Source organism: Streptomyces omiyaensis, assembly GCF_014650895.1.
In the GTDB taxonomy this organism is placed as follows: domain Bacteria; phylum Actinomycetota; class Actinomycetes; order Streptomycetales; family Streptomycetaceae; genus Streptomyces; species Streptomyces omiyaensis.
Genome location: NZ_BMVV01000007.1, coordinates 148,763 through 173,485 on the forward strand (window position 1 = coordinate 148,763; position 24,723 = coordinate 173,485).

The window sequence follows — 24,723 nt, forward strand, 5'->3', positions numbered from 1 at the left end:
ACAGACTGGTGTTACCGCAAGTAACGTACTGCCGGGAGGGAACATGGGCGAGTTCACGCTCGAACTCAACGACGACCAGAAGCAGGTCCGCGACTGGCTCCACGGCTTCGCCGCGGACGTCATGCGCCCGGCCGCCGCCGAGTGGGACGAGCGTGAGGAGACCCCCTGGCCGATCATCCAGGAGGCGGCCAAGCTGGGAATCTACTCCCTCGACTTCTACGCCCAGCAGTTCTTCGACCCGACCGGCCTCGGCATCCCGATGGCGATGGAGGAGCTCTTCTGGGGCGACGCGGGCATCGCGCTCTCCATCGTCGGCACCGGCCTCGCCGCCGTCGGCGTCCTCGCCAACGGCACCGAGGAGCAGATCGGCACCTGGGTCCCGCAGATGTACGGCGACGCGAACGACGTCAAGGTCGCCGCCTTCTGCTCCTCCGAGCCCGACGCCGGCTCCGACGTCGCCTCCATGCGCACCCGGGCCGTCTACGACGAGGCCAAGGACGAGTGGGTGCTCAACGGCACCAAGACCTGGGCGACCAACGGCGGCATCGCCAACGTCCACGTGGTCGTCGCCGTCGTCGACCCGGAGCTCGGCTCCAAGGGCCACGCCTCCTTCATCGTGCCGCCGGCCACCCCCGGCCTCTCCCAGGGCCAGAAGTTCCAGAAGCACGGCATCCGGGCCTCGCACACCGCCGAGGTCGTCCTGGAGGACGTCCGGATCCCCGGCTCCTGCCTCCTCGGCGGCAAGGACAAGCTCGACGAGCGCCTCGCCCGCGCCCGCGAGAAGGCGAGGTCGGGCGGCGGCGAGCGCGTGAAGAACGCCGCCATGGCCACCTTCGAGGCCTCCCGCCCGGCCGTCGGCGCGATGGCCGTCGGCACCGCCCGCGCCGCGTACGAGGTCGCCCTCGACTACGCGAGGACCCGGGTGCAGTTCGGCCGCCCCATCATCGAGAACCAGGGCGTCGCCTTCCAGCTCGCCGACATGGCCACGCAGATCGACGCGGCCCGCCTGCTGGTCTGGCGCGCCTCCTGGATGGCCACGGCCGGCAAGCCCTTCACCCACGCCGAGGGCTCCATGTCGAAGCTGTACGCGAGCGAGGTGGCCAAGTCCGTCACCGCCCAGGCGATCCAGATCCTCGGCGGCAACGGCTACACCCGTGAGTACCCGGTCGAGCGCATGCACCGCGACGCCGCCATCTACACGATCTTCGAGGGGACGAGCGAGATCCAGCGCATGGTGATCAGCCGCGCCCTCGCGAAGTAGCGCCGCCGGAGGGCCCGGTCCGGCCCCGTCCGGTCGTCCGGCGGGGCCGGCGCGGGTCACACCACGCAGAACTCGTTGCCCTCCGGGTCCTGGAGGACGACCGCGTAGTGGTCCGTCCCGTGCGGCTCGTCCATCGTGTACAGGACGGTGGCGCCGAGGGCCGTCAGGCGGGACACCTCGCCGTCGACCCGCGTGCGGCGGAGCGCGAGGGGGACGGCGCGCCCGCCGCCGACCTTCAGGTCCAGGTGGACGCGGTTCTTCGCGGTCTTGGGCTCCGGGACCCGCTGGAACCAGACCCGGGGGCCGGCCCCCGCCGGGTCGACCAGGGACTCCGGGAGGTCCCCGCCCGCGTCGCCCAGCTCCTCCTCCGGGACGCCGCAGGCCGCCCAGTAGGCCCGCCAGCTCGCGTGCCCCTCGGGCGGGGGCTCCGGCACGTACCGCAGGGCCTCCGCCCAGAAGGGGACCAGGCGGGCCGGGTCCGCGCAGTCGATCGTGAGCTGGAGGGTCAGTTCGGGGCGCTCGGCCCGCTCGTTCTCGTCCATGGCGCCGAGCCTCCCAGACGCCACCGACAATCGTCCGTATCCGGCCAACAGGCCAGATCCAGACGGTCCGTCGGCGGAAGCTACCCTCCGGTCACCTGCTGCGGGAGAATCCCCACGGCGTCGCGATCAAGGGGGAAACACATGACCACCGAAACCCGGACCGAAGCACCCGTCCTCACCGGACTGCCCGTCGTCGGATCGATGTTCGACCTGAAGAACGACTCGCTCGGCACCTTCCTGCGCGCCCGGCGCGAACACGGCGACGTCGTCCGCATCACCGCCGGCCCGCCCGGCGCCCGCGCCCACGTCTACGCCGTCTTCTCCGCCGAGGGCGCCCAGCAGGTCCTCGCCGGCGAGTCCGCCAACTTCCGCAAGGACAACGCCTTCTACCAGGAGATCCGCGAGTCCTTCGGCAACGGCCTGCTGACCAGCCAGGACGAGGACTACCTGCGCCAGCGCCGGCTCGTGCAGCCCCTCTTCACCAAGCGCCGCGTCGACGGCTACGCGGACGCCGTCGCCACCGAGGTGACCACCCTCACCGACGAGTGGGAGAAGGACGGCCGCACCTCCGTGGACGTCCTCCAGGAGTCGACCCGCCTCGCCCTGCGCGCCGTCGCCCGCATCCTCTTCGGCACCGACGTGGACTCCGCCGTCGAGGTCGTCGAGCGCTGCTTCCCCGGCGTCGGCTCCTACGTGCTCCGCCGCGGCTACTCCCCGGTCAACGTGCCCCGCGAGTGGCCGACCCCGGCCAACCGCCGGGCCGCCGCCCTGCACGAGGCGCTGTACGCGGAGTGCGACCGGATCATCGCCGAGCGGAAGTCCTCCGGGCGGGCCGACGCGGACGGCGACGACCTCCTCAGCCTCCTCATGGCGGCCGAGAGCGCCGAGGACGGCGCCTTCTCCGCCACCGAACTGCGCGAACAGGTCCTCGTCTTCCTGCTCGCCGGCCACGAGACGACCGCCACCTCGATCGGCTTCGCCCTCCATCTGCTGGCCCTCCATCCGGAGGTCCAGCGGCGCGCCCACGAGGAGGTCGACCGGGTCCTCGCGGGCCGCGCGCCCGGCGCCGCCGACCTCGACGCCCTGCCGTACGTGACGCGGGTCCTGAAGGAGGCGATGCGGCTCTTCCCGGCCGCGCCCGTCATCGGCCGGCGGGCCGTCGCCGCCACCACCGTCGGCGGGGTCGCCATCCCGGCGGGCGCCGACGTCATCGTGGCCCCGTGGGTCACCCACCGGCACCCCGCCTACTGGGACGACGCCGAGCGCTTCGACCCGGACCGCTTCACCCCCGAGGCGGAGGCCGCCCGGCCCCGGTACGCCTGGTTCCCCTTCGGCGGCGGACCCCGGGCCTGCATCGGCCAGCACTTCTCGATGCTGGAGGCGGTGATCGCGCTCGCCGCGATCCTCCAGCGCCACGGCTTCGAGGCGGTGGACACCGAGGTGCCGGTGGCCCCCGCGATCACCCTCCAGGCGGCCGGCCCGGTCCGCTGCCGGCTCGTCCCCCGGGCGGTCTAGCCGCCCCGCCCGCCGGCTCGGTCCTTCGGCGTGCGGCCGTGGAGGTGGAGCGAACGCAGCGCCGCCTCCAGGGCGAAGCGGCGGTCGGGGTCGAGGAGCCGGTCGCCGAAGTGGCCGTCGAGGTTCCGCAGGCGGTACCGGACGGTCTGGGCGTGGACGCCGAGCAGCTCGCCGACCTGTTCGGCGGGGGCCCGGGTGGAGACGTGGACGCGCAGGGTCTCGATCAGCCGGTCGCGCCGGGTGCCCGACAGTCCGTCGAGCGGGGCCAGTTCGCGCTGGGCGAGCTGGGTCATCAGGGCCGGGTCGGAGAGCAGCCACAGCGTCGTCAGGTGGTCCTCGCAGCGCACGACGGCGGTCTCCGGCACGATGCCGTCGTCGATGAGCTGGAGGATCCGCCGGGACCAGCGCAGCGAGTGCGCGGCCTGCGCGGTCGGCACGGTCAGGCCCAGCACCGCGGGCGTCCCGGCCAGCGCGGAGTCGAGCATCGCGAGGCGCTCGGCGGTCAGCGCTCCGGGCACCAGCAGGTGGGGGTGGGGCAGGCTGAGGTCGGTGAGGACGTCCCGGTCGAGCGCGCTCTGCAGGACGCCGCCGGCGGGCGGCCGGAGGGCGACCAGGGTGCATTCGGCGGGGAGCTGCCAGGAGGCCTCCTGGCAGAGCTCGGCGATGGTCGCGCGGGGCAGCGGGGGCCCGGCGACGACGAGGTGGAGCAGCTTCCTGCGGAGCGCGGCCACGTCCGAGACCGCGCGGCTCTGGACGGCGAGGTACCCCTCGCGGGAGAGCGTCTCCAGCTCGTCGACGTAGGCGAAGAGGGCGTCGGCGAAGGCCAGGATGAGGGTGGGGGAGAGGTTGTAGGTGCGCCCGATGCTCTTCGCCCGGCGCAGCGCGATGCGGGCGCCGAGGCGGTAGGCCCCTTGTAAGGTGTCGAGGTCCCGCCCCTCGTAGGCCTCCACCCGGCCGAACTGGCGCAGCAGTTCGTCGCGGAGGGTGGAGGTGGTGCCGGGATGGTCGACACGGTCCACGAAGGCCGCCAGGGCGTGTTCCACGCCCTGGCGGATGGCGTCCGAGTGGGGCCCGTTGAAGAGGTGGGCGTACACGGGGTAGGCGCGCTCGATCTCCACGCCGATCTCCTTGATGAGGCCCGGGATCTCCGGTCTCATCAGGGCGGCGAACTCCCTGGGAAGCGGATCGAGCGGCTCACCGGGCTCCGGTGACTGTGCGGTGGAGGGCATGGACCGATCCCTTGCTCTGCTACGTGACCGGTGGGGTCGCGGCGCGCGGCGCCCGCCTGGGGTGGCGGGCGCCGCGGGAGCCGTCTGGTACGTACCGATGTGGACTGCTGAAAGCTAGGACAACTGTTGTGTGCTGTACACAACTTGAGCAAGGTTCATGTCTTCCGGCGGGGCGTAGGTGGTCGAGTCGGCCGGTAATCACCCCTGGGTGGCCGTTAGTTGACGGCGGAGTGCCAGTTCCGGGAGAAGGTCCGGCCCGCTTCGGGGGCGATGACGCCGGGGGCGAACAGCCCGGTCAGGAAGGTCTGGGTGTTGTCGAGCGTGAGCCGGTTCTTGCCGGCGGCGGAGGGCAGGCCGGTCTTGAGGTTGACCGCCGCGTCGATCACGCCGAACCAGCCCAGGCCGCAGCCGCTGGCGCCGGGGACGGCGAAGCCGTCGTCGTACTGGGTGGCGCCGAGGAGGTTGAGGCGGCTCATGTCGCCTTCCTCGTTGGCGGAGCCGTCGCCGTCGAAGCGCTCCACGCCGAAGTCGGGCGCGGTGAGGTTCTTCGGGCGGAGCAGGATCGGGTTGGCCTTGGTCCCGATGTAGCAGTTGTCGCCGAGGAACGGGTTCTGCAGGCGGATGCGGACCGGGATGGTCACGATCGGCTGGTCGGTGAGGACGCCCGCGATCTGGTCGAACTGCGAGGGGGTGCCGACCGACTCCATGGTGGCGGTGATCTTGTTGAGCCTGGCGTCCGACAGCTGCCGGCAGATGTCGGTGATGAAGGGGATGTCGCTCGGACACATCAGCCCCATCAGCCCGCCGGGGACGGTGGCGGAGTCGGCGATGAGCGCGCCGCCGGCCGGCGCGACGACCGAGTTGGTGCCGTCGGTGTTCTGCACGACGCCGATCTGGAGGTTGGTCTTCCCGGTGGTGACCGTCGTGTTGCCGAGCTTGATGGAGCCGCTGAGGGAGTACGAGACGACGCACTGGGGCGAGGTGTCGAGACCGTCCGAGGCGATCATCGGGGCGGCGTCGACGGGGCAGCGGGTGGACGGCGCCCAGCCGCCGTTCAGCACCGGGGAGGCCGCGGTCGCGGTGCCCATGGAGGCGAAGGCGCCCAGCGCGGTCAGGGCGGAGACGGTGGCCAGCTTCGTACGGGCGGAGACGAGGGGCATGGCGGGGTGCCTTTCGGTGAGGGGAGCGGGGTGTACGGGGGTGCGCGGAGGTGCGGGACCCGCGGGGTGCGGGGCGGCGCGGGGGATCAGCGCTCGGGCTTGGGGACCACGTACGGCTGGCGGTCCTCGGTGCACTGCGGGTCCGCGGTGGGCAGCTCGTTGAGGATGGTGCAGGTCTGGCCCTGGATCTGCTTGACGTAGTTGCCGGGCCCGGAGATGGCGGCGGTGAGCAGCCGGTCGAGGTTCTCGCGGTCCGCGGCGCAGCCCTTGAAGGCGGGGATGGTCGCCTCGCCGGTGAGCGGACCGCCGCTGGTGAGGAGGTAGCCGACGGCGTCGGTGCCGTTGATGAGCTGGCCCTTGCCGAGCAGCGTCAGGTGGTCGCCGGGGTACTTGGCGGGCTGGGGCTCCGGGGAGCTGAGCGGCCTCTCGGTGCGGCAGGAGGGGCCGACGTCCAGGCGGGTGCCGTTGACCTTCACGTCGAGGACGCGCAGCACCAGGGGGACCCGGACGTAGGTCTCGGCGATGTTGTCGGGGAAGGCCAGGAGGACGTCGGAGTCGATGACGACGGGCCCCGCCTGCTCCAGGACCAGGGTCGCGGTGGTCGGGGCGAAGCCGAAGGTCAGGAAGGTGGCCTCGAAGGGCGGTGACTGCTTGCGCCCCTGGTAGGAGAAGTTGCCCACCGCCCGGGTGAGCAGGTGGATCCCGTCCTCCCGGAACTCCATCTCGGGCAGGCCCTGTTCGATCAGGACGCAGGAGACCGGGATGACGTTGGCGCCGTTCTGCTTGCGCACGTTGGAGTAGCCGGTGATGTAGGCCGAGAGCGACATGGGGGTCGGGTTCTCGGTGACGCACCGCGGCGCGTCCGGCCGGGCCGCCGGGGTGCCCGGCGCGTCCTCGTCGGCCGTGCCGAGGCCCCGGTCCGCCGGGAGCCCCGCGCCGGGCGGCTTCGGCCGGCCGGCCGGGCCGGGGTTCCCGGGGGCCGCCGGGTCCGGGGTGAGCGGCGGGACGGGCGGTCCCGACGAGGGGGACGGGACGGTCGGGGAGCCGGGGGAGGGCGGGGCGGACGGCGAGCCGGGGGCGGACGGCGCGGGAGGCGTGGGCGTGCCCGGTTCCGCGGTGTCCGTCCCGGCGCCGACCGGGACCGTGGCGACGACCGTGCGCCCCTCCGCCTCCGGGGCGGGGGCGCAGGCGACGGAGAGCGAGGCGGGGGTGGTGGCCCCTCCCCCGGCCGTGCTCGGGACGAGGTCGATCCCGAGGCCGCCGGCGGTGAGCGTGAGGTCGCCCGCGGCACCGGTCGTCAGGGACGGCACGTCGCCGGTGGTCGCGAGCGCGAGGGGGCCCTCGGCGGGCACGGCGACGGGCTGCGCCGTGCCGTTCCAGACGGCCTCCGCGCGCTGCTCGTGCTGGGCCACGCCGATCGAGAGGCGGGACTCGGCCCGTACGTCCGCGGCCCCGAGCGCGGTGAGGTCGGCCACGGCCGCCGCGGGGAGCTCCACCGTCGTGGTCACGCCGGCCGGCCGGATCTCCTCGCCCGCCGCCACCCGTTCGGGAAGGTCCGCGGTGATCCGCACCGTCACGGGCAGCGGACCCGAGGGCAGGGCGCAGACGTACGGCAGCGCGGCGTCGGCCTTCAGCGTGCCGACGGCGACGGCCGCCGCGGGGAGCAGGGGGGCGAGCGCCACGAACGCGGCGACGGTCGCGCCCCGCACGCGCGTGCGGGAGGAACGGGTGGTGGGCCGTGGGCCGTTCATCTGGTGCTCCGCTCGGGTCGTTCGGGAACGCGGACAGGCCGCGTCCGTCCGGCCGGGGTGGCCGGCCGGACGGACGCGGGTTCCTGCGCCTTACGGGTTGGAGCCGACGATCGTCGGGATGGAGGCGCCCGACTTGAAGAGGTACGTGCCCTTGAAGGTCGGCTTGGCGCCGACCGGGACGGCCGCGCCGCAGCCGGACGACGAGACGACGGTGAGCTCGCCCGCGACGCTGTTGACGGCGAGCGCGCCGGTGGAGTTGGTGTACGTGGCGGACGCCTTGCCCGTGACGCGGAAGTTGCAGGCGCCGACGGTCACCTTGGCGTCGACGTTGCCGACGTAGCCCTTGGTGACGCCGGTCGCCGCGGTGTAGTCCTGGGCCACGATCGTCCAGGGGGTGGTCGGGACCGCGGTGACGGTGCCCAGCACGCTGGTGCAGGGGGCGCCGGTGGCGCCGAAGGCGATCGAGGTGATCTGGCCGACGGTCGCCGGGTTGCCCGTGGTGCTGGCGCCCGTGCCCGCGCCGTTCGACTTCGTACACGTCATGGCGATGCCGTTGACGCTGAGGACGACGTTGCCGCTGTTGACGGCGGTGATGCTGGCCGGGTTCGGGCTGACGGTCCAGACCGTCGAGGGCACCGCGGAGGCGGGGCCGGCGGCGAGGGCGAACGAGGCGGAGGCGGCTCCCGCGACGACGGCCAGGTTTCTCATGGACTTCTTCATGGCTCTGGGACTCTCCTTGGGGATTGACCGGCAGAGGGTGCTTCGGTGGGGGTGCCGCGGCGTGCCGTAATGGCCGGCGACCCGACGGTCGTCCCGCCGCGAAACCTGACGTTACTTGCGGGAAACTTAGCCGAACAATGGCGCGAACCATGATTCTTTGAAGAGGGCTCATTGCCTGTCAAGGGGGTGAGCGATGGCGGGAATCTGCTTGGTTCCCGAGTGCGCAATGTCGACATTTATGATCGATCGGAGGAGGTCGGGGCGGGCTTCGGCCGGTCATCGGCGCACCTTTCTTCCGCCGATGACAAGCGCTCTCGCGGAATTGTCTCCGGCCTGATAAGCACCCCTCTCCTCGGCCGTGTTCCGCGAAAACTCCGGATCCGGTATTGCCCCGCGAGGTTACTCGGCCGTAGCGTTCCCGGGAGTCGACGCTCCATCGCAGGTCGGCGCCCTAGTCTGTCGCGCCGGAGACAAGAACGCCCCCCGGTTTTGTCTGCCCGGTGACAAACGCGGAAGCGGATCAATGATTTTGCGCCAGACCTATTGTCCGGGTGATCCAGAACGGCCTAACGTGCGCCCGCGGCGCACGCGTCACGCACGCTTGCTGGAGGTGGGATGGGAATCGAAGTAGTCGTTGAGGGGCTGACCATGTCCTTCGGCAGGCAGAACATCTGGCAGGACGTGTCGCTGACCTTGCCGGCCGGAGAGGTGAGCGTCATGCTCGGCCCGTCCGGAACCGGAAAGACCGTTTTCCTGAAATCCCTCATCGGGCTGCTCAAACCCCAGCGGGGCCGGGTCCTCATCAACGGCGTCGACATGGTCAACAGCCCCGAACGGGACATCTACGAGACCCGCAAGCTCTTCGGCCTCATGTTCCAGGACGGGGCCCTCTTCGGCTCCATGACGCTCTTCGACAACATCGCCTTCCCGCTGCGCGAGCACACCCGCAAGCGCGAGTCGGAGATCCGCCGCATCGTCATGGAGCGGATCGAACTCGTCGGCCTGCTCGGCGCCGAGGGCAAGCTCCCCGGCGAGATCAGCGGCGGCATGCGCAAGCGCGCCGGGCTGGCCCGCGCGCTCGTCCTCGACCCCCGGATCGTGCTCTGCGACGAGCCCGACTCCGGGCTCGACCCGGTCCGCACCGCGTACCTCTCCCAGCTCCTGATCGACCTCAACGCGCGGATCGACGCGACGATGCTGATCGTCACCCACAATCTCGACATCGCCGCCACCGTCCCCGACAACATGGGGATGTTCTTCCGGCGCGAGCTCGTCACCTTCGGCCCCCGGGAGGTGCTCCTCACCAGCGAGGAGCCGGTCGTCACCCAGTTCCTCGCCGGCCGCCGCGAAGGCCCCATCGGCATGTCCGAGGAGAAGGACGCGGCCACCCTCGCCGCCGAGGCCGTCGCCGCCCCCGCCGCGCGGCCGGCCGGGCCGCGCGTCATCGTCCCCCAGCTGGAGCCCTCGCCCGGACTGCCGCCCCGCGCGGCCGTCGCCCGCCGCCGCGAACGCGTCCTCGGCATGCTGGACACCCTGCCGCCCGCCGCCCGCACCGCCATCGAGGCGACCTACGCGCGCCACGCCGGCGCGCCGACCGTCCCCCTGCCGGCCACCGGCGGCGGCTCGTGACCGGCGCGCTGCGGCAGACCGGCCGCCTCTTCGCGCTCGCCGCCGAGGTGACCCGGGCCGTCTTCCGCAGGCCCTTCCAGTTCCGCGAGTTCGTCGAGCAGTTCTGGTTCGTCGCGAGCGTCACCATCCTGCCGGCGGCCCTCGTCTCCATCCCCTTCGGCGCCGTGATCGCCCTTCAGGTCGGCTCGCTCACCCAGCAGCTGGGCGCCCAGTCGTTCACCGGCGGAGCCAGCGTCCTCGCCGTCATCCAGCAGGCCAGCCCCCTCATCGTCGCCCTCCTCATCGCGGGCGCCGCCGGCTCCGCGATCTGCGCCGACCTCGGCTCCCGCAAGATCCGCGAGGAGCTCGACGCGATGGAGGTCATGGGCGTCTCGCCCGTCCAGCGCCTGGTCGTCCCGCGGGTCCTCGCCACCATGGCGGTCGCCGTCCTCCTCAACGGCATGGTCTCCGTCGTCGGCACCCTCGGCGGCTACTTCTTCAACATCGTCCTCCAGGGCGGCACCCCCGGCGCCTACCTCTCCAGCTTCTCCGCCCTCGCCCAGCTGCCCGACCTGTACATCAGCGAACTGAAGGCCCTGGTCTTCGGCTTCATCGCGGGCATCGTCGCCGCCTACCGGGGACTCAACCCCCGCGGCGGCCCCAAGGGCGTCGGCGACGCCGTCAACCAGGCCGTCGTCATCACCTTCATGCTGCTGTTCTTCGTGAACATGGTGCTGACCGGCCTCTACCTCCAGATCGTCCCGCCGAAGGGAGGCTGAGGCCGATGGCCTCCCCGTTCGTCTGGCTCGACCGGTCCGGCGACCAGCTCCTGTTCTACGTGAGGGCCCTGCTCTGGGTCCCGAGGACCCTGCGCCGCTACCTCAAGGAGGTGCAGCGGCTGCTCGCCGAGGTCGCCTTCGGCTCCGGCGGCCTCGGCGTCATCGGCGGCACCGTCGGCGTCATGATCGCGATGACGCTCTTCACCGGGACCGTCGTCGGACTCCAGGGCCACGCCGCCCTCGAACAGATCGGCACCGCCGCCTTCACCGGCTTCGTCTCCGCCTACTTCAACACCCGCGAGATCGCGCCGCTCGTCGCCGGCCTCGCCCTCTCCGCCACCGTGGGCGCCGGCTTCACCGCCCAGCTCGGCGCCATGCGGATCAACGAGGAGGTCGACGCCCTCGAAGGCATGGGCATCCGCTCCATGCCGTACCTGGTCACCACCCGCATCATCGCCGGCGTCGTCGCCATCATCCCGCTCTACGCGATCGGCCTGCTCTCCTCCTACCTCGCCTCCCGCACCGTGACGGTCCTCTTCAACGGCCAGTCCCGGGGCACCTACGACCACTACTTCAACCTCTTCCTGTCACCGACGGACGTCCTGCTGTCGATCCTCAAGGTGCTGATCTTCAGCGTGATGGTGATCGTCGCCCACTGCTACTACGGCTTCCGCGCCTCCGGCGGCCCCGCCGGCGTCGGCATCGCGGTCGGCCGCTCCGTGCGCAACGCCATCGTGCTGATCAGCGTCACCGACTTCTTCCTGTCGCTGGCCCTCTGGGGCGCGACCACGACCGTGAAGGTGGCGGGGTGAGATGAACGCTCCACGAGGACAGACCCTGCGCCGCCGGTCCGCCGGCGTCGTCTTCCTGCTGGTCCCCGCCCTGCTCGCCTGGCTGGCGGTCGCCGTCTACGACAAGAGGTTCACCGACTCCGACCCGGTCGTCGTCGAGACCGGCAGCGTCGGCAACGAGATGCACCTCGGCGCCGAGGTCAAACTGCGCGGCGTCGTCGTCGGCGAGGTCCGCGCCATCGACGCCACCGGCACCGGCGCCCGCCTCACCCTCGCCATGCGCCCCGGGGCCCTCGGCCACGTCCCCTCCGACGTCCGCGCGCAGATGCTGCCCACCACCCTCTTCGGCGAGCGGTTCGTGGCCCTCGTACCGCCCGCCAACCCCTCCCCGGAGCCGCTCGGCCCCGGAGCCGTCATCCCCGAGGACCGCTCGGGCAACGCCATCGAACTCCAGCAGGTCCTCGACGACGTCCTGCCGATGCTCACCGCCGTCCAGCCGCAGAAGCTGTCCGCCACCCTCTCGGCCGTCTCCCAGGCCCTCGAAGGACGCGGCGAGAAGCTCGGCGACACCCTCGCCCGGCTCGACGCCCACCTCAAGCGGTTCAACCCCCACCTGCCCGCCCTCACCCGGGATCTGAAACAGCTCGTGAAGGTCAGCCACCTCTACGCGGACGCCGCCCCGGACATCGTCACCGCGCTCACCGACTTCACCACCACCAGCGGCACCCTCGCCGAGCAGGAGGCGGCGCTCTCCACCACCCTCGGCGCCACCACCCGCACCGCCCAGGACCTCACCTCCTTCCTCCGCAGGAACAAGGACACGGTCATCCGGCTCAGCGCCACCGGCCGGCCCACCCTGGAGCTCCTCGCCGAGTACTCCTCGTCCTTCCCCTGCACCCTGCGCACCCTCGCCCAGTTCGTGCCCGCCATGGACAAGGCGCTCGGCAAGGGCACCGACCGCCCCGGACTCCACGTGGACGTCACCACCGTGCCCTCGCGCGGTGCCTACCTCCCCGGCCGCGACACCCCCCGGTACGGCTCCGGCGGCAGCCCCCGCTGCCATCCGGTGCCCTACCTCGGCGCCCCGGTCGCACCCGCGGCCCGCGTCTCCTCCGCCGCCGACCAGGAGCTCGGCCCCGCCAACTCCCCGCAGGAGAACGACCTCGTCACCGAACTCCTCGCCCCCGGGGCCGGGAAGCGGCCCGGCGACCTCCCCGACTGGAGCAGCCTGCTCGCCGGCCCCGCCTTCCGCGGAGCGGAGGTGACCCTCCGATGAGGACCACGAGCTCCCCCACCCGGCGCCGCGGACTGACCGGCACCGTTCTCAAGTCCCTCGCCTTCGTCCTCGTCACGGCGCTCGCCACCACCGTGCTCGGCTTCAGCATCGCCAACACCGGCGTCGGCTCCGCCACCCGCTCCTACAAGGCGCTCTTCACCGACGTCACCGGCCTCGTCGCCGGCGACTCCGTGCGCATCGCCGGCGTCGAGGTCGGCGAGGTGACCGACGTCCGCGTCGTCGAACGGCGCACCGCCCAGGTCACCTTCACCGTCCGCGAGGACCGCACCCTGCCCCGCTCCGCCACCGCCGCCGTCAAGTACCTCAACATGGTCGGGCAGCGGTACGTCTCCCTCGGCCGGGGCAGCGGCGACCTCACCGGCACCCTCGGCGACGGCGGGACCATCCCGCTCGACCGCACCACCCCCGCCCTCGACCTCACCCTCCTCTTCAACGGCTTCAAGCCGCTCTTCGAGGGCCTCTCGCCGGCCGACGTCAACGACCTCGCCGGCTCGCTCGTCCAGGTCCTCCAGGGCGAGAGCGGCACCGTCGACAGCCTGCTGCGGCACATCGGATCCCTCACCCGGACCGTCGCGGCCAAGGACAAGGTCATCGGCGACGTCGTCACCCACCTCAACACCGTCCTCACCACCCTCAACGACCGCGAGGCCGGCTTCGAGGACCTCGTCGTCACCCTCCAGAAGCTCGTCACCGGCTTCAACACCGACCGCAAACCCCTCGGCGAGGCGGTCCGGGCCATGGGCGACCTCACCACCACGACGGCCGGCCTCCTCCACGACGGACGCGCCCCCCTCAAGAAGGACATCCGCGAGCTGGGCCGGCTCTCCGGCACCCTCGGCGACCACGTCCCCGCCATCGAGCGGTTCCTCGCGAACACGCCCGGCAAGATGACCGCCCTCGCCCGTCTCTCCTCGTACGGCTCCTGGTTCAACCTCTACCTCTGCGAGGCGCGCGTGACCGGCGTCAGGACGTCCGACGGCTCGAAGCCGCCGACCGGCATCGCCGTGACCGAACCGAGGTGCCGCGGATGAGCGCCCCCCGGATCAGACCCGTCAAGGAACGCAACCCCGTCGCCGTCGCCGTCGTCGGCCTGCTCCTCCTCGGCCTCCTGGCGACCCTCGCCTACAACGTCGAACGGCTCCCGCTGGTCGGCGGCGACACCACCTACAGCGCCGACTTCACCGAGGCGGCCGGACTCGACACCGGCGACGAGGTCCGCATCGCGGGCGTCAAGGTCGGCGAGGTCACCGGCGTCGCCCTCGACGGCCCCAAGGTCAAGGTGACCTTCGAGGTCGGCGACGCCTGGGTCGGCGACCGGTCGACCGCCGCCATCGCCATCAAGACCCTGCTCGGCGAGAAGTACCTGGCCCTCGACCCGCTGGGTTCCGCGCGCCAGGACCCCGGGACCCGCATCCCGCTCTCCCGGACCACCTCCCCGTACGACGTGACCCAGGCCTTCCAGGACCTGAGCGGCACCATCGACGCCCTCGACACCGACAAGCTCGCGGAGAGCTTCCAGACGATCTCCGACACCTTCGAGAACTCCCCGCCGCACGTCCGCAGCGCCGCCGACGGCCTCTCCGCGCTGTCGAGGTCCGTCTCCAAGCGCGACACCGAACTCGCCCGGCTCCTGCGGAACAGCGAGAAGTTCACCAAGACCCTCAAGGACCGCAAGTCCAGCTTCGAGGTGCTCCTGGAGGACGGCGGCTCGCTCCTCGGCGAGCTCAGCAGGCGCCGCGACGCCATCCGCGCCCTCCTCAAGGGCAGCAGGGCGCTGGGCACCGAGCTCAGCGGCCTCGTCGGCGACAACGACCGGCAGCTCGGCCCCACCCTCAAGGCGCTCGGCCGGGTCACCGGCGTCCTGGAGAAGAACAGCGGCCAGCTGGAGAAGACCCTCGCCCTCGTCGGCCCGTACTACCGGCTCGTCGGCAACACCCTCGGCAACGGCCGCTGGTTCGACAGCTACCTGTGCGGCGTGGTGCCCCGCGGCTACCTGCCCGAGGGCTCCCCGCCCACGACCGGATGCCTGCCGCCGAAGCAGCGGGCGACGACCCAGGGGAGCGGCGGACGATGACCAGGACCAGGAAACCCCTCGTCGCCGGCCTCACCCTCGCGGTGCTCGCCGCCTGCGGCCTCGTCACCGTCCGCGCCCTCGACGACGAGGGCATCCGCGTCACCGCCTACTTCGACCGGGCCGTCGGCATCTACGCCGGCTCCGACCTGCGCGTCCTCGGCGTCCGTGTCGGCGAGGTCGAGTCCGTCGAACCCCAGGGCACCCGGGTCCGCGTCGGCCTCCGCCTCGACGAGGGCGTCAGCGTCCCCGCCGACGCCCGCGCCCTCGTCGTCGCCCCCAGCATCGTCGCCGACCGCTACGTCCAGCTCGCCCCCGCCTACAGCTCGGGCCCCGCCCTGGACGACGGCGCCGAGCTCCCCGCCTCCCGCAACCGCACCCCCGTCGAGGTCGACCAGCTGTACGCCTCGATCACCGAGCTGGCCACGGCGCTCGGCCCGGACGGCGCCAACTCCGCCGGGGCCCTCTCCCGCCTCCTCGACACCGGCGCGAAGAACCTCAAGGGCAACGGCGAGGCCATCGGCGGCTCCATCGACCGCTTCGGCAAGGCCGCCAAGACCCTCGACGGCAGCAGCGAGGAGCTGTTCACCACCCTCGGACAGCTCCAGACCTTCACCACCATGCTCAAGGAGAAGGACGGAGACGTCCGCACCGCCCAGGAACGCCTCGACGAGGTCGTCGGCTACTTCGCCGAGAACAGGGACGACCTCGCCGGCGCCCTCAAGGAACTCGGCAAGGCCCTCGCCCAGGTCAAGACCTTCATCAAGGACCACCGCGGCGAACTGAAGAAGAACGTCGACCGGCTCGTCCCCCTCACCCGGGCCCTCGCCGACCAGCGGGCCTCCCTCGCCGAGGCCCTCGACGTCGCCCCGCTCGCCGCCGGCAACTTCGTCAACGCCTACGACAAGGACACCCGCACCATCGACGGCCGCGCCAACCTCAACGAGATCAGCATGGGCGGACCGCTGCTCCCGCTGCCCGTGTCCGGAGCCGCCGCGAGCAGCGGAACGCCCAGCCCCGCAGAGGAGGAGCGGTGAGACGCCCCCGCCTGCCGTCGAGGAGGGCCGCCGGCGCCGGAGCGGCCGGCGCGGTCGCCGTCGGCCTCGGCCTGGCCGTCGCCCTCGGCGCGATCCCCTCGGTCCCCGTCCGCTTCGACGGCATCGAGGACCTGCCCCTGCCCGGCGGCGCCGACCTCGGCGCCCACCCCTACACCGTCACCGCCGAGATCGCCGACGTCCTGAGCCTCGTGCCGCAGGCCGCGGTCAAGGTCAACGACGTCGCCGTCGGACGCGTCACCGCCATCGAGCTCGACCCCGCCACCTGGTCCGCCCGCGTCACCCTGAAGATCAACGGAGACGTCCGGCTGCCCGCCGACACCGGCGCCCGGGTGGAACAGTCCAGCCTCCTCGGCGAGAAGTACGTCCAGCTCGTCGCCCCCGCCTCCGGCGGCACGGCCGGCGTCCGGCAGGCCGCCGCCGGCCGGGACACCGGCGACCGGCTCGCCGACGGCGGCGTCATCCCGCTGGCCCGCACCAGCCGCAACACCGAGGTCGAGGAGGTGTTCGGCGCCCTGTCCCTGCTGCTCAACGGCGGCGGCGTCAACCAGCTCAAGACCATCACCCGCGAACTCAACAAGGCGCTCGGCGGCCGCGAACCCGAGGTCCGCTCCATGCTCAGGCGCGTCGACACGCTGGTGACCACGCTCGACGCGCACCGCGGCGACATCACCCGGGCCCTCGACGGCCTCAACCGCCTCTCCACCACCCTCGCGGGCCGGAAGAAGGACGTGGGAACCATCCTCACCGACCTCTCGCCCGGCCTGAAGACCCTGGAGAACCAGCGCGGTTCCCTGCTCACCATGCTCCGCGCCCTGGACACCCTGTCCGGCGTCGCCGTCTCCACCGTCGAAGCGAGCAAGAAGGACATGGTCGCCGACCTCAAGGCCCTCGCCCCGACCCTGACCGCCCTCGCGGACGCCGGCGCCGACCTGCCCGACTCGCTCCAGGTCCTGCTGACGTACCCCTTCACCGACGAGGTGACGAAGGGCATCAAGGGCGACTACCTCAACACCTATCTGCACCTCGCGGCCGAGTCCGGGACCGAGATCGTCCCGCCGCTCGTCCCCCGGGCCGATCCCACACCCACCCCGACCCCCTCCCCGTCCGACCCCGGTGCGCCCACCGCGCGGCGCCAGGGTGCCGACGGCGCCCGGGACGCGCGGTCGCCCCTTCCCCTGCCCCCGGTCCGGACGGTCCCCCCGTCCGGGCCGGGCACCACGCCCGAGGACGGAGGCGAGCCCAGGTGATCACCCGTTCCGTACGCCTGAAGAACCTCGCGTTCCTCGTCATCGCCGTCACCGTCCTCGGCTTCGTCGGCGTCCGCTACGCCGACCTCGGCCGCTACGCGGGGCTCGCCGACCACTACACCGTCCGGGTCCATCTCGCCCGCACGGGAGGCCTGTTCCCCCACTCCGACGTCACCTACCGGGGCGTCTCCGTCGGACGCGTCGGCGCCATCGACCTCACCGCCGACGGCGTCGTCGCCGAACTCCGCATCAAGAAGTCGGCCCCCCGGATCCCCGCCGACGCGCGGGCCGTCGTCGCCGGGCTCTCCGCCGTCGGCGAGCAGTACGTCGACCTGCGCCCCGAGAGCGACGGCGGCCCCTACCTCGCCGACGGCGCCCGCATCGAGCAGCCCGACACCGAGGTCCCGGCCCCGGTCACCGACGTGCTCAGCAGCATGGACGACCTGACCCGCTCCGTCCCGCTCGACTCCCTCCGCACGGTCGTCGACGAACTCGGCAAGACCTTCGAGGGCCACGGCGACGACCTCCAGGTCCTCCTCGACAGCGGCAGCGCCTTCGTCCAGGCCGCCGACGACTCCCTCCCGGCCACCACCCGGCTCCTCCACGACGGCGAGGTCGTCCTGCGCACCCAGGCCGAGGAGAGCCGCGCCATCCGGGACTTCGCCACCGGCGCCCGCGACCTCGCCGCCACCCTCAAGAAGTCCGACGCCGACCTGCGGCGGCTGCTCGCCGTCACCCCCGACGCGGCCGGACAGGTCAGCGGTCTGCTGACCGACGTCGACCCGAGCCTGGGCGTCGTCCTCGCCAACCTCCTCACCACCTCGGAGCTGGCCCTCACCCGCCAGCGCGGCATCGAGGAGCTCCTCGTGAAGTACCCCGCCGCCGTCTCGGCCGGCGCGACCGCCGTCGACGGCGGCCGCCTGCGCATCGGCATGGCCGTCACCTTCTTCGCGCCACTGCCCTGCACCGACGGCTACGGCGCCACGCGCTACCGCAACGGGCTCGACCTCGGCACCGCGCCCGCCCTCAACACCGGAGCCGCCTGCACCGCCCCGGCCGGCTCCGGGGTCAACGTGCGCGGCTCCGCCCACGCCCCGAAGGGCGACGCCGCCGCGGCCCCGACCCGCACCGGCCCCCCGGCCGGGACGGAGCGCGCCGCGCCCGCGAAGCCCGAGCTCCCCGGCGCGCTCTCCCTGCCGGGCGGGAACGACGGCCCGACGGACCTGGCCGGCCTGCTCGGCCTGGAGACCGGGAGCGGGCGATGAGGCGGCCCCGGATCCTCGCCGCGGGTGCCCTCGCCGTCGCCCTGGGCTTCTGCGCCACCGGTGCCTGGAGCTACGCGCAGGCCCGTACCGACCAGGAGCTCTCCTTCGGCCGCGAGCGGGACACCGCCCTCGCCGAGGGGCGGCAGCGCCTCGCCGTCCTCCACACCCTCGACGCCTCCACCCGCGAGCGCGCTGAGGCGGGCGTGCAGGCCTGGCGCGACGCCACCACCGGGGCGCTCCGCGCCGAACTGGGCCGTACCGAGCCGGCGGTGGGGGCGTCCGCCCGGGCCACCGTCACGGAGGCGGCGCTCACCGCGCTCGACCCGCGCGCGGGCACGGCGAAGCTCATCGCGACCGTACGCGTCGACGTCACCCCCCGGGGGGCGACGGCCGCCACCACCGACCGCAAGCGCCTGGAGGCCGTGCTGACCCGCACCGGCGAGCACACCTGGCGGGTGGCCGCGCTCAGCGCGGTCCCCGTCGCCGGAACGGAGGGGGGCGCATGACGCGCCGCACCCTGGACGGGACGGAGACCGGGCCCGAGACCGAGACCGACGTACAAGACGTAGAAACGGACGCCGACGCGGACGCCGACGCGGACGCCGACGCCGACGCCGACGCCGACGCGGACGCCGAAGCCCGTCGCCGCCCCGCCCGCCGGTGGACGGTCCTGCTGTCCGTCGCGGTCCTCGTGCTCCTCCTCGCCGGCGGCGCGTTCTTCCACCAGGCCGACCGGTTCCGCTCGACCGCCTCGGCGCGCAACCTGGCGCTGACCGACACCGCCGCGACCGACCGGGTCGCCGGCGACGTCGCCGAGGGGCTGGCCCGGATCTTCTCGTACACCCCGACCAGTTCCGACGCCGCCGAGCGCTCCGCCGGGACCGTGCTCGCCGGACGGGCCGCGCGTCAGTACGGCGACCTGTTCGCGCGGGTCCGCGAGAGCCTCGCCGCGCAGCGCGTCACCCTTTCCACCCAGGCCGTCCGCACCGGCGTGATCGAGCTCGACGGCGACAGCGCGCGCCTCCTGGTCTTCCTCGACCAGGTCTCGCGGCGGGACGGGGGCTCCGCCACGGCCGTGGCGGCGCAGCTCACCGTCACCGCGCGGTTCCAGGACGACCGGTGGCGGATCACCGACATCAAGGCCCGCTGACGTTGAGCGGGAGACGGGAGCACTCCATGACACGCGCGGTCCGCACCCCGGCCGGTTCCCGGCCGGTCCTGACCGTGGCCCTCGTGCTCACCCTGGTCGCGGGCGGTTTCGCGGCCTGGACCGGGCAGGGCTGGTACGCGGCGGCCCACGACGACTCCGCCGGGTACGCCGCGGAGCGCGACCGGGCGCTCGCGGCGGGGGAGCAGGCCGTGCAGAACCTCAACACGCTCGACCACCGGAGGGTGGACCAGGGGCTCGACCTCTGGGAGGCGTCGACCACCGGCGAGCTGCACGAGCAGCTCGCCGACGGACGCGAGGAGTTCGCCGGGCAGGTGAGGACGGCGAAGACGGTGACCACCGCCCGGGTGCTGGCGGGCGCGATCACCGAGCTCGACGACCGCGCGGGGCGCGCCCGGCTGCTCGTCGCCCTGCGGGTCACCGTCACCACCCCCGACAGCAAGAGCACCGACAAGGACAGCCGCATGCTGGGCGAGCTCACCCGCACCGACGGGCAGTGGAAGCTCAGCGGTCTGGGGCAGGCCCCCGTGGGCGGCACGGCGACCGGCTGACCGGGGCCGTCCCGCGAGAGCCGCCCGCACCCGAAAGGACACCGCACGATGCCGACGCCCCGCCACCACCTCAACCAGCAGCGCCGCCGCCGGGCCCGCGCCGACGCCCCGGCCCCCGCCACCCCCTCGGCCCCCGCCCCCGCCGCCGCCGGGGAGCGGGACGCCGGCCCCGGCGCCCCGGTCGGCGTCCTGACCGGGCCCGCGCCCCGGACGCGACGGCGACCGGCGGCGAAGCCCGTACCGGAGGGGGCCGGGGCTCCGGAACGGGAGGAGGGTGGAGGGCCGGCGGCGAAGGGGCCGCGCCGCCGCGTCCCCCTGCTGGTCCTCTGCGTCCTGACGCTGCTGCTCGGGGGGTTCGCGGGCTGGGCGCAGAGCAGGGCCGGCGCGCTCCGCGACGATCCCGCGCGCGGGAACACCGCCCTCACCGACCCGGCCCGCACCAGCGAGGTCAAGGGGCGGACCGCCGAGGCGGTCGCCGCGCTCTTCTCCTACGACCACACCGATCCGGGCGCCTTCGAGCAGGCCGGGAAGGCCTTCCTCACGGGGAGGGCGGTGGAGCAGCACCGCACGCTCTTCGCGGGGGTGCTGGCCCAGGCCGCCCGGCAGAAGTCGGTGATCACCACGACCGTCACCGAGAGCGCGGTCGAGCGGATCGACGGCGACCGCGCCCGGGTCCTGGTCTATGCCGACCAGAGCAGTGTGAGCACCGCCGGCGCGCCGAAGCCCGCGGCGGGCGGGGCCAAGGCCAAGGCCCAGGAACAGGCCCAGGACCAGGGCGTCTACGCGGGAGCGATGTTCGCGGTGGACGTCGTCCGGAGGAACGGCACCTGGCTCGTCGAGAACATCGACACCTTCGGCCGCTGACCGTCAGGCCCCGAGGGTGGCGACGAGCACGGTGGCGTACCGCTCCTCGCAGGTGACGAAGCGGGGCGTCAGGCCGTGCGCGGCGACGGCGTCGGCCGCCGCTCCGGTCTGGCGCCCGCTCGTCTCGACGAGCAGGCTCCCGCCGGGCGCCAGCCACTCCGGCGCCGCGGCGGCCACCCGCCGCAGCACGTCGAGGCCGTCCGGGCCGCCGTCGAGGGCGACGAGCGGCTCGTGGTCGCGGGCCTCCGGGGGCAGCAGTCCGACCTCCCCGGTCGGGACGTACGGCACGTTGGCGACCAGCACCTCGACCCGGCCGCGCAGTCCGTCCGGCAGCGGCGCGAAGAGGTCGCCGCCGTGGACGGTGCCGCCGCGCGGCTCGATGTTCCGGCGGGCGCAGGCGACCGCCGCGGGATCGATGTCGGCGGCGTGCACCCGGGCGTCCGGCACCTCGGCGAGCAGCACCGCGCCCGCCGCGCCGGAGCCGCAGCACAGGTCGACGCAGAGCGCGCCGGGCGCGGCCAGCGCCACGGCCCGCTCGACGAGGAACTCGGTGCGCCGCCGGGGCACGAAGACGCCGGGGTCGACGGCGATCCGCAGCCCGGCGAAGTCGGCCCAGCCGACGACGTGTTCGAGGGGGAGTCCGGTCGCGCGCCGCTCGACGAGGACGTCGAGGCCGGCGGTGTCACGGGCGGCGGCGAAGAGGAGTTCCGCCTCGTCCTCGGCGAACACGCAGCCGGCGGCGCGGAGCCGGGCGACGGTGGCGGAGCGGAGGGCGGCGGAGGGGTCGAGCGGCATGGAAGACCTTTCGGGAAGCCGTGAGGAGGCTCCCGCGGCGCGCTACGACCGGGTCGTGCGTACGGCCGCCGAGGGGGAGCGTCCTGCCTGCGTGGTGCGGATGGGACCCACCTCCTCCGGTCGACACGAACTGATCTTGCCGATCGTAACCCATGCGCGGACGGACCCCCGGGCCGCTCGGTCCGGGGGTCCGTCCGCGCGGGGCGGGCGCGGGGTCCGCTCAGGCGAGGAGCGCCTCGATGGCCGCGACGACCTCGGGGGCCTCCGGCTCGGTGCGCGGACGGAAGCGGGTGACGGTGCCGTCGGCGGAGATCAGGAACTTCTCGAAGTTCCACTGCACGTCACCGGCCTCGCCCTCGGCGTCGGCGACCCGGGTCAGCTCGGTGTAGAGCGGGTGCCTGCCGTCGCCGTTGACCTCGGCCTTCTCCAGCAGCGGGAAGGTGACGCCGTACGTCGTCGAGCAGAAGGACAGGATCTCCTCCGCCGTCCCGGGCTCCTGCCCGAGGAACTGGTTGCAGGGCACGCCGACGACGGTCAGGCCCCGTTCCCCGTACGTCTTCTGGAGCCGCTCCAGGCCCTCGTACTGCGGGGTGAGGCCGCACTTCGAGGCCACGTTCACCACCAGGACGGCGCGGTCGCGGTAGTCGGCCAGCGAGACCTGCTCGCCGGCCAGGTTCTTCAGCGGGATGTCGTACAGACTCATGGGGGGATGCTCTCCTCGTCGAGAATCGGAGTGTGATGACAGCATGAGGGAAGAACCACTGGCAATCGCGCTGGATTCCGCGGGCCTGCCCGTCGGCCCGGTCCGCTGCCGCCTCTGCGGCCGCCCCCTCACCGGTGCGGGATCCCGCCGCACCGGCCTCGGCCCCACCTGCGACGCCAAGCTCCACCCGCCGGCGCCCGACATCCGCACCCGCCGCCACGAGGTCGAGCAGGACGCCCTGCCGGGCCTGGAGGCGCCGGAGCGGCGGCCGGGCCGGGCCGCCGGCGCGTGACCCCACCAGCGGTAAAACCGGTGGTGGGGGAATGACCCGCCCGGCACAGTGAACGGCGATGAGAACGAGACGCCGACCCCACCGAGCGGAGCCCTGAACCATGTCGACCCTGCGCGTCACCGCCGAAGTCCTCACCGTCCATCCCCACCCGAACGCCGACGCCCTCGAACTGGCGCAGGTCGGCCTCTACCGGGCCGTCGTCGCCAAGGGCGCCTACCGGACCGGCGACACCGCCGTCTACATCCCGGAGCAGGCCGTGCTGCCCGCCGGCCTCGTCGACGAGCTGGGGCTCACCGGCCGGCTCGCCGGGAAGGCCTCGGACCGGGTGAAGGCGGTACGGCTGCGCGGCGAGCTGTCGCAGGGGATCGTCTGCCGTCCGGGCGCCCTGACCGGGGTCGACCTGGCCCGGGCCGCCGCCGACGGCACCGACTTCGCGGAGGCGCTCGGCATCACCAAATGGGTCCCGCCGATCCCGCCGACCATGAGCGGGGACGTCGAGCCCGCGCCCGACCTCCTGCCCTGGGTCGACATCGAGAACCTGCACCGCTACCCCGGTGTCTTCGAGCCCGGCGAGCGGATCGTCCTCACGGAGAAGGTCCACGGAACGGCCTGCCTGCTCACCCACGTCGCCGACGGCGGCCGGCTCCACGTCACCTCCAAGGGCTTCGGCGCCAAGGGGCTCGCCCTCAGGGAGGACCCGCGCAACCTGTACTGGCGGGCCGTCCGCGCCCACGGCCTGCCCGCCGTCGCCGAGCGGCTCGCCGCCCGTCTCGGGGCGACCCGCGTCGGCCTCTTCGGCGAGGTGTACGGCTCCGGCGTCCAGGACCTCGCCTACGGCGCCGACGCCCGCCGCGAGGCCGTCGGCTACGCGCTGTTCGACGTCTCCGCCGAGATCGACGGCCAGGTCCGCTGGCTGGACCCGGTCGAGGTCCTGGAGCCCGGCGAGGTCCCGCTCGTCCCGCGCCTGTACGAGGGGCCGTACGACCTCGACACCGTCCTCGCGCACGCGAGCGGCGCCGAGACCGTCTCCGGCCGCTCCGCCCACCTCCGGGAGGGCGTGGTCGTCCGGCCGGCCGTCGAGCGGTACAGCCCGGTCACCGGCGGCCGGGCCGTCGCCAAGGCGGTCAGCCCGGCCTACCTCACCCGCAAGGGCGGCACCGAGTACGAGTGACCCGGCCGGCTCAGGCCAGCGCGCGGAACAGGCCCTCCTGCACCACCGAGACGAGCATCCGGCCCTCCCGGTCGTAGATCCGGCCCCGGGCCAGTCCCCGGCCGCCGGTCGCGACCGGGGACTCCTGCTCGTACAGGAACCACTCGTCCGCGCGGAACGGCCGGTGGAACCACATCGCGTGGTCCAGGGACGCCATGTCGAAGCCGCGCGGGCCCCAGAGCGGCTCGACGGGGATCCGCACGGCGTCGAGCAGGGTCATGTCGGAGGCGTACGTGACCGCGCAGGTGTGCACCAGCGGGTCGTCGCCCAGCGGCCCGACCGCCCGCATCCACACCGCGCTGCGCGGGTCCGCGTCCTTGACCTCGTCCTTCGTCCAGCGCAGCCGGTCGACGTACCGGATGTCGAAGGGCATCCGCCGCGCCATCCGCTCCATCGACTCCGGCAGCCCCCCGAGGTGGTCGCGGACCTCGTCCGCCAGCCTCGGCAGGCTCTCCGGGTCGACCAGGTGCCTCGGCGGCAGCTGGTGCTCGAAGCCCGCCTCCTCCGGGAGGTGGAAGGAGGCCGTCAGGTTGAAGATCGTCCGGCCCTCCTGGACCGCCGTGACCCGGCGGGTGGTGAACGACCGGCCGTCCCGGACCCGCTCCACCTGGTACACGATCGGCACGCCCGGCCGGCCCGGCCGCAGGAAGTAGGCGTGCAGCGAGTGCACCGGCCGGTCCGCGTCCACGGTCCGCCCGGCCGCCACCAGGGCCTGCCCGGCGACCTGCCCGCCGAAGACCCGTTGCAGCGACTCCTGCGGGCTGCGTCCGCGGAAGATGTTGACTTCGATCCGCTCCAGGTCGAGCAGGTCCACGAGCTTTTCGGCGGGATTGGTCACGAGCGTCC

The 24,723-nt window shown here is 73.3% G+C and carries 25 protein-coding genes; 17 read left to right on the forward strand and 8 right to left on the reverse strand.

What is annotated here, in order from left to right:
- Window positions 1-43: 43 nt before the first annotated feature.
- Window positions 44-1,261 carry an acyl-CoA dehydrogenase family protein gene (locus IE287_RS14205; RefSeq protein ID WP_189849380.1) on the forward strand — a complete coding sequence of 406 codons (1,218 nt, stop codon included), beginning with the start codon at window positions 44-46 and terminating at the stop codon, window positions 1,259-1,261.
- A 56-nt stretch (window positions 1,262-1,317) separates the two neighbouring features.
- Here the strand turns inward: IE287_RS14205 and IE287_RS14210 are convergent, their stop codons facing one another.
- Window positions 1,318-1,803 (reverse strand): VOC family protein, encoded by a 486-nt coding sequence (locus IE287_RS14210; protein WP_189849381.1) that lies wholly within the window; start codon window positions 1,801-1,803, stop codon window positions 1,318-1,320.
- Window positions 1,804-1,944: 141 nt separating this feature from the next.
- Between IE287_RS14210 and IE287_RS14215 the strand changes: the two genes are divergently transcribed.
- On the forward strand, window positions 1,945-3,318 hold the full coding sequence (locus IE287_RS14215; protein ID WP_189849382.1) for a cytochrome P450: 1,374 nt from the start codon (window positions 1,945-1,947) through the stop codon (window positions 3,316-3,318).
- Here IE287_RS14215 and IE287_RS14220 read toward each other — a convergent pair.
- The 4 genes from IE287_RS14220 to IE287_RS14235 all read right to left on the reverse strand — a co-directional run bounded on the left by IE287_RS14220 (window position 3,315) and on the right by IE287_RS14235 (window position 8,178).
- Window positions 3,315-4,547 (reverse strand): PucR family transcriptional regulator, encoded by a 1,233-nt coding sequence (locus IE287_RS14220; protein ID WP_189849383.1) that lies wholly within the window; start codon window positions 4,545-4,547, stop codon window positions 3,315-3,317. The two genes, IE287_RS14215 and IE287_RS14220, sit on opposite strands and share 4 nt — an antisense overlap.
- A 215-nt stretch (window positions 4,548-4,762) precedes the next feature.
- Window positions 4,763-5,707, reverse strand: coding sequence for a hypothetical protein (locus IE287_RS14225; protein ID WP_189849384.1), 945 nt, complete (start codon window positions 5,705-5,707; stop codon window positions 4,763-4,765).
- 86 nt (window positions 5,708-5,793) lie between these two features.
- Window positions 5,794-7,458: a DUF6801 domain-containing protein gene (locus tag IE287_RS14230; protein ID WP_189849385.1), complete on the reverse strand. Its 1,665-nt coding sequence runs from the start codon at window positions 7,456-7,458 to the stop codon at window positions 5,794-5,796.
- A gap of 90 nt (window positions 7,459-7,548) precedes the next feature.
- Window positions 7,549-8,178 (reverse strand): hypothetical protein, encoded by a 630-nt coding sequence (locus IE287_RS14235; protein WP_189849386.1) that lies wholly within the window; start codon window positions 8,176-8,178, stop codon window positions 7,549-7,551.
- Window positions 8,179-8,793: 615 nt separating this feature from the next.
- Here IE287_RS14235 and IE287_RS14240 point away from each other — a divergent pair.
- From IE287_RS14240 to IE287_RS14300, 13 genes are read left to right on the forward strand one after another with little or no spacing between them, the layout of a single operon-like run.
- Entirely contained in the window at window positions 8,794-9,807 is a 1,014-nt protein-coding gene (locus IE287_RS14240; RefSeq protein ID WP_189849387.1) for an ABC transporter ATP-binding protein, read from the forward strand.
- A complete protein-coding gene (locus IE287_RS14245) occupies window positions 9,804-10,565 on the forward strand; it encodes an MlaE family ABC transporter permease (protein ID WP_189849388.1) in 762 nt (253 codons plus the stop codon). Before IE287_RS14240 ends, IE287_RS14245 begins: the two co-directional genes overlap by 4 nt.
- 5 nt (window positions 10,566-10,570) lie before the next feature.
- Window positions 10,571-11,377 carry an MlaE family ABC transporter permease gene (locus tag IE287_RS14250; RefSeq protein ID WP_189849389.1) on the forward strand — a complete coding sequence of 269 codons (807 nt, stop codon included), beginning with the start codon at window positions 10,571-10,573 and terminating at the stop codon, window positions 11,375-11,377.
- 1 nt (window position 11,378) lies between these two features.
- Window positions 11,379-12,632, forward strand: coding sequence for an MCE family protein (locus IE287_RS14255; protein WP_189849390.1), 1,254 nt, complete (start codon window positions 11,379-11,381; stop codon window positions 12,630-12,632).
- A complete protein-coding gene (locus IE287_RS14260) occupies window positions 12,629-13,684 on the forward strand; it encodes an MCE family protein (RefSeq protein ID WP_189849391.1) in 1,056 nt (351 codons plus the stop codon). The genes IE287_RS14255 and IE287_RS14260 overlap by 4 nt, the downstream gene beginning before the upstream one ends.
- The gene (locus tag IE287_RS14265; RefSeq protein WP_189849392.1) at window positions 13,681-14,727 is read left to right on the forward strand and encodes an MCE family protein; all 1,047 of its coding nucleotides are present in this window, start codon (window positions 13,681-13,683) and stop codon (window positions 14,725-14,727) included. Before IE287_RS14260 ends, IE287_RS14265 begins: the two co-directional genes overlap by 4 nt.
- Window positions 14,724-15,761, forward strand: a complete 1,038-nt coding sequence (locus tag IE287_RS14270) for an MCE family protein (RefSeq protein ID WP_189849393.1) — start codon at window positions 14,724-14,726, stop codon at window positions 15,759-15,761. Before IE287_RS14265 ends, IE287_RS14270 begins: the two co-directional genes overlap by 4 nt.
- Entirely contained in the window at window positions 15,758-17,029 is a 1,272-nt protein-coding gene (locus tag IE287_RS14275; RefSeq protein WP_189849394.1) for an MCE family protein, read from the forward strand. Before IE287_RS14270 ends, IE287_RS14275 begins: the two co-directional genes overlap by 4 nt.
- On the forward strand, window positions 17,026-18,294 hold the full coding sequence (locus IE287_RS14280) for an MCE family protein (RefSeq protein WP_189849395.1): 1,269 nt from the start codon (window positions 17,026-17,028) through the stop codon (window positions 18,292-18,294). The genes IE287_RS14275 and IE287_RS14280 overlap by 4 nt, the downstream gene beginning before the upstream one ends.
- Window positions 18,291-18,800: a hypothetical protein gene (locus IE287_RS14285; protein ID WP_189849396.1), complete on the forward strand. Its 510-nt coding sequence runs from the start codon at window positions 18,291-18,293 to the stop codon at window positions 18,798-18,800. Before IE287_RS14280 ends, IE287_RS14285 begins: the two co-directional genes overlap by 4 nt.
- Window positions 18,797-19,444 (forward strand): hypothetical protein, encoded by a 648-nt coding sequence (locus tag IE287_RS14290; protein WP_229883482.1) that lies wholly within the window; start codon window positions 18,797-18,799, stop codon window positions 19,442-19,444. Before IE287_RS14285 ends, IE287_RS14290 begins: the two co-directional genes overlap by 4 nt.
- A 26-nt stretch (window positions 19,445-19,470) precedes the next feature.
- On the forward strand, window positions 19,471-20,013 hold the full coding sequence (locus tag IE287_RS14295) for an Rv1363c family protein (protein WP_189849397.1): 543 nt from the start codon (window positions 19,471-19,473) through the stop codon (window positions 20,011-20,013).
- A gap of 48 nt (window positions 20,014-20,061) precedes the next feature.
- Window positions 20,062-20,877, forward strand: a complete 816-nt coding sequence (locus IE287_RS14300) for a hypothetical protein (RefSeq protein ID WP_189849398.1) — start codon at window positions 20,062-20,064, stop codon at window positions 20,875-20,877.
- A gap of 3 nt (window positions 20,878-20,880) precedes the next feature.
- Here IE287_RS14300 and IE287_RS14305 read toward each other — a convergent pair whose 3' ends face one another.
- The gene (locus IE287_RS14305; RefSeq protein WP_189849399.1) at window positions 20,881-21,672 is read right to left on the reverse strand and encodes a putative protein N(5)-glutamine methyltransferase; all 792 of its coding nucleotides are present in this window, start codon (window positions 21,670-21,672) and stop codon (window positions 20,881-20,883) included.
- A gap of 220 nt (window positions 21,673-21,892) precedes the next feature.
- Window positions 21,893-22,375 (reverse strand): glutathione peroxidase, encoded by a 483-nt coding sequence (locus IE287_RS14310; protein ID WP_189849400.1) that lies wholly within the window; start codon window positions 22,373-22,375, stop codon window positions 21,893-21,895.
- Window positions 22,376-22,418: 43 nt separating this feature from the next.
- On the opposite strand from IE287_RS14310, the gene IE287_RS14315 reads away from it, so the two are divergent.
- Together IE287_RS14315 and IE287_RS14320 are read left to right on the forward strand one after the other, a co-directional pair.
- Complete coding sequence (locus tag IE287_RS14315) at window positions 22,419-22,667, forward strand: DUF6011 domain-containing protein (RefSeq protein WP_189849401.1); 249 nt, start codon at window positions 22,419-22,421, stop codon at window positions 22,665-22,667.
- Between the two features lie 100 nt (window positions 22,668-22,767).
- Complete coding sequence (locus tag IE287_RS14320; RefSeq protein WP_189849402.1) at window positions 22,768-23,838, forward strand: RNA ligase (ATP); 1,071 nt, start codon at window positions 22,768-22,770, stop codon at window positions 23,836-23,838.
- A gap of 10 nt (window positions 23,839-23,848) precedes the next feature.
- On the opposite strand, the gene IE287_RS14325 is transcribed toward IE287_RS14320, so the two are convergent.
- On the reverse strand, window positions 23,849-24,715 hold the full coding sequence (locus tag IE287_RS14325) for an acyl-CoA thioesterase (RefSeq protein WP_189849403.1): 867 nt from the start codon (window positions 24,713-24,715) through the stop codon (window positions 23,849-23,851).
- Window positions 24,716-24,723 lie beyond the last annotated feature (8 nt).

Excerpts from the sequence above, each read along its gene's own strand:
- IE287_RS14285 (WP_189849396.1), top strand. The coding sequence starts at position 18,291 with ATGAGGCGGCCCCGGATCCTCGCCGCGGGTGCCCTCGCCGTCGCCCTG.
- IE287_RS14310 (WP_189849400.1), bottom strand. The coding sequence starts at position 22,375 with ATGAGTCTGTACGACATCCCGCTGAAGAACCTGGCCGGCGAGCAGGTC.
- IE287_RS14305 (WP_189849399.1), bottom strand. The coding sequence starts at position 21,672 with ATGCCGCTCGACCCCTCCGCCGCCCTCCGCTCCGCCACCGTCGCCCGG.
- IE287_RS14315 (WP_189849401.1), top strand. The coding sequence starts at position 22,419 with ATGAGGGAAGAACCACTGGCAATCGCGCTGGATTCCGCGGGCCTGCCC.
- IE287_RS14295 (WP_189849397.1), top strand. The coding sequence starts at position 19,471 with ATGACACGCGCGGTCCGCACCCCGGCCGGTTCCCGGCCGGTCCTGACC.
- IE287_RS14215 (WP_189849382.1), top strand. The coding sequence starts at position 1,945 with ATGACCACCGAAACCCGGACCGAAGCACCCGTCCTCACCGGACTGCCC.
- IE287_RS14260 (WP_189849391.1), top strand. The coding sequence starts at position 12,629 with ATGAGGACCACGAGCTCCCCCACCCGGCGCCGCGGACTGACCGGCACC.
- IE287_RS14230 (WP_189849385.1), bottom strand. The coding sequence starts at position 7,458 with ATGAACGGCCCACGGCCCACCACCCGTTCCTCCCGCACGCGCGTGCGG.
- IE287_RS14255 (WP_189849390.1), top strand. The coding sequence starts at position 11,379 with ATGAACGCTCCACGAGGACAGACCCTGCGCCGCCGGTCCGCCGGCGTC.
- IE287_RS14265 (WP_189849392.1), top strand. The coding sequence starts at position 13,681 with ATGAGCGCCCCCCGGATCAGACCCGTCAAGGAACGCAACCCCGTCGCC.
- IE287_RS14240 (WP_189849387.1), top strand. The coding sequence starts at position 8,794 with ATGGGAATCGAAGTAGTCGTTGAGGGGCTGACCATGTCCTTCGGCAGG.
- IE287_RS14300 (WP_189849398.1), top strand. The coding sequence starts at position 20,062 with ATGCCGACGCCCCGCCACCACCTCAACCAGCAGCGCCGCCGCCGGGCC.
- IE287_RS14210 (WP_189849381.1), bottom strand. The coding sequence starts at position 1,803 with ATGGACGAGAACGAGCGGGCCGAGCGCCCCGAACTGACCCTCCAGCTC.
- IE287_RS14220 (WP_189849383.1), bottom strand. The coding sequence starts at position 4,547 with ATGCCCTCCACCGCACAGTCACCGGAGCCCGGTGAGCCGCTCGATCCG.
- IE287_RS14235 (WP_189849386.1), bottom strand. The coding sequence starts at position 8,178 with ATGAAGAAGTCCATGAGAAACCTGGCCGTCGTCGCGGGAGCCGCCTCC.
- IE287_RS14320 (WP_189849402.1), top strand. The coding sequence starts at position 22,768 with ATGTCGACCCTGCGCGTCACCGCCGAAGTCCTCACCGTCCATCCCCAC.
- IE287_RS14205 (WP_189849380.1), top strand. The coding sequence starts at position 44 with ATGGGCGAGTTCACGCTCGAACTCAACGACGACCAGAAGCAGGTCCGC.
- IE287_RS14250 (WP_189849389.1), top strand. The coding sequence starts at position 10,571 with ATGGCCTCCCCGTTCGTCTGGCTCGACCGGTCCGGCGACCAGCTCCTG.
- IE287_RS14270 (WP_189849393.1), top strand. The coding sequence starts at position 14,724 with ATGACCAGGACCAGGAAACCCCTCGTCGCCGGCCTCACCCTCGCGGTG.
- IE287_RS14225 (WP_189849384.1), bottom strand. The coding sequence starts at position 5,707 with ATGCCCCTCGTCTCCGCCCGTACGAAGCTGGCCACCGTCTCCGCCCTG.
- IE287_RS14290 (WP_229883482.1), top strand. The coding sequence starts at position 18,797 with ATGACGCGCCGCACCCTGGACGGGACGGAGACCGGGCCCGAGACCGAG.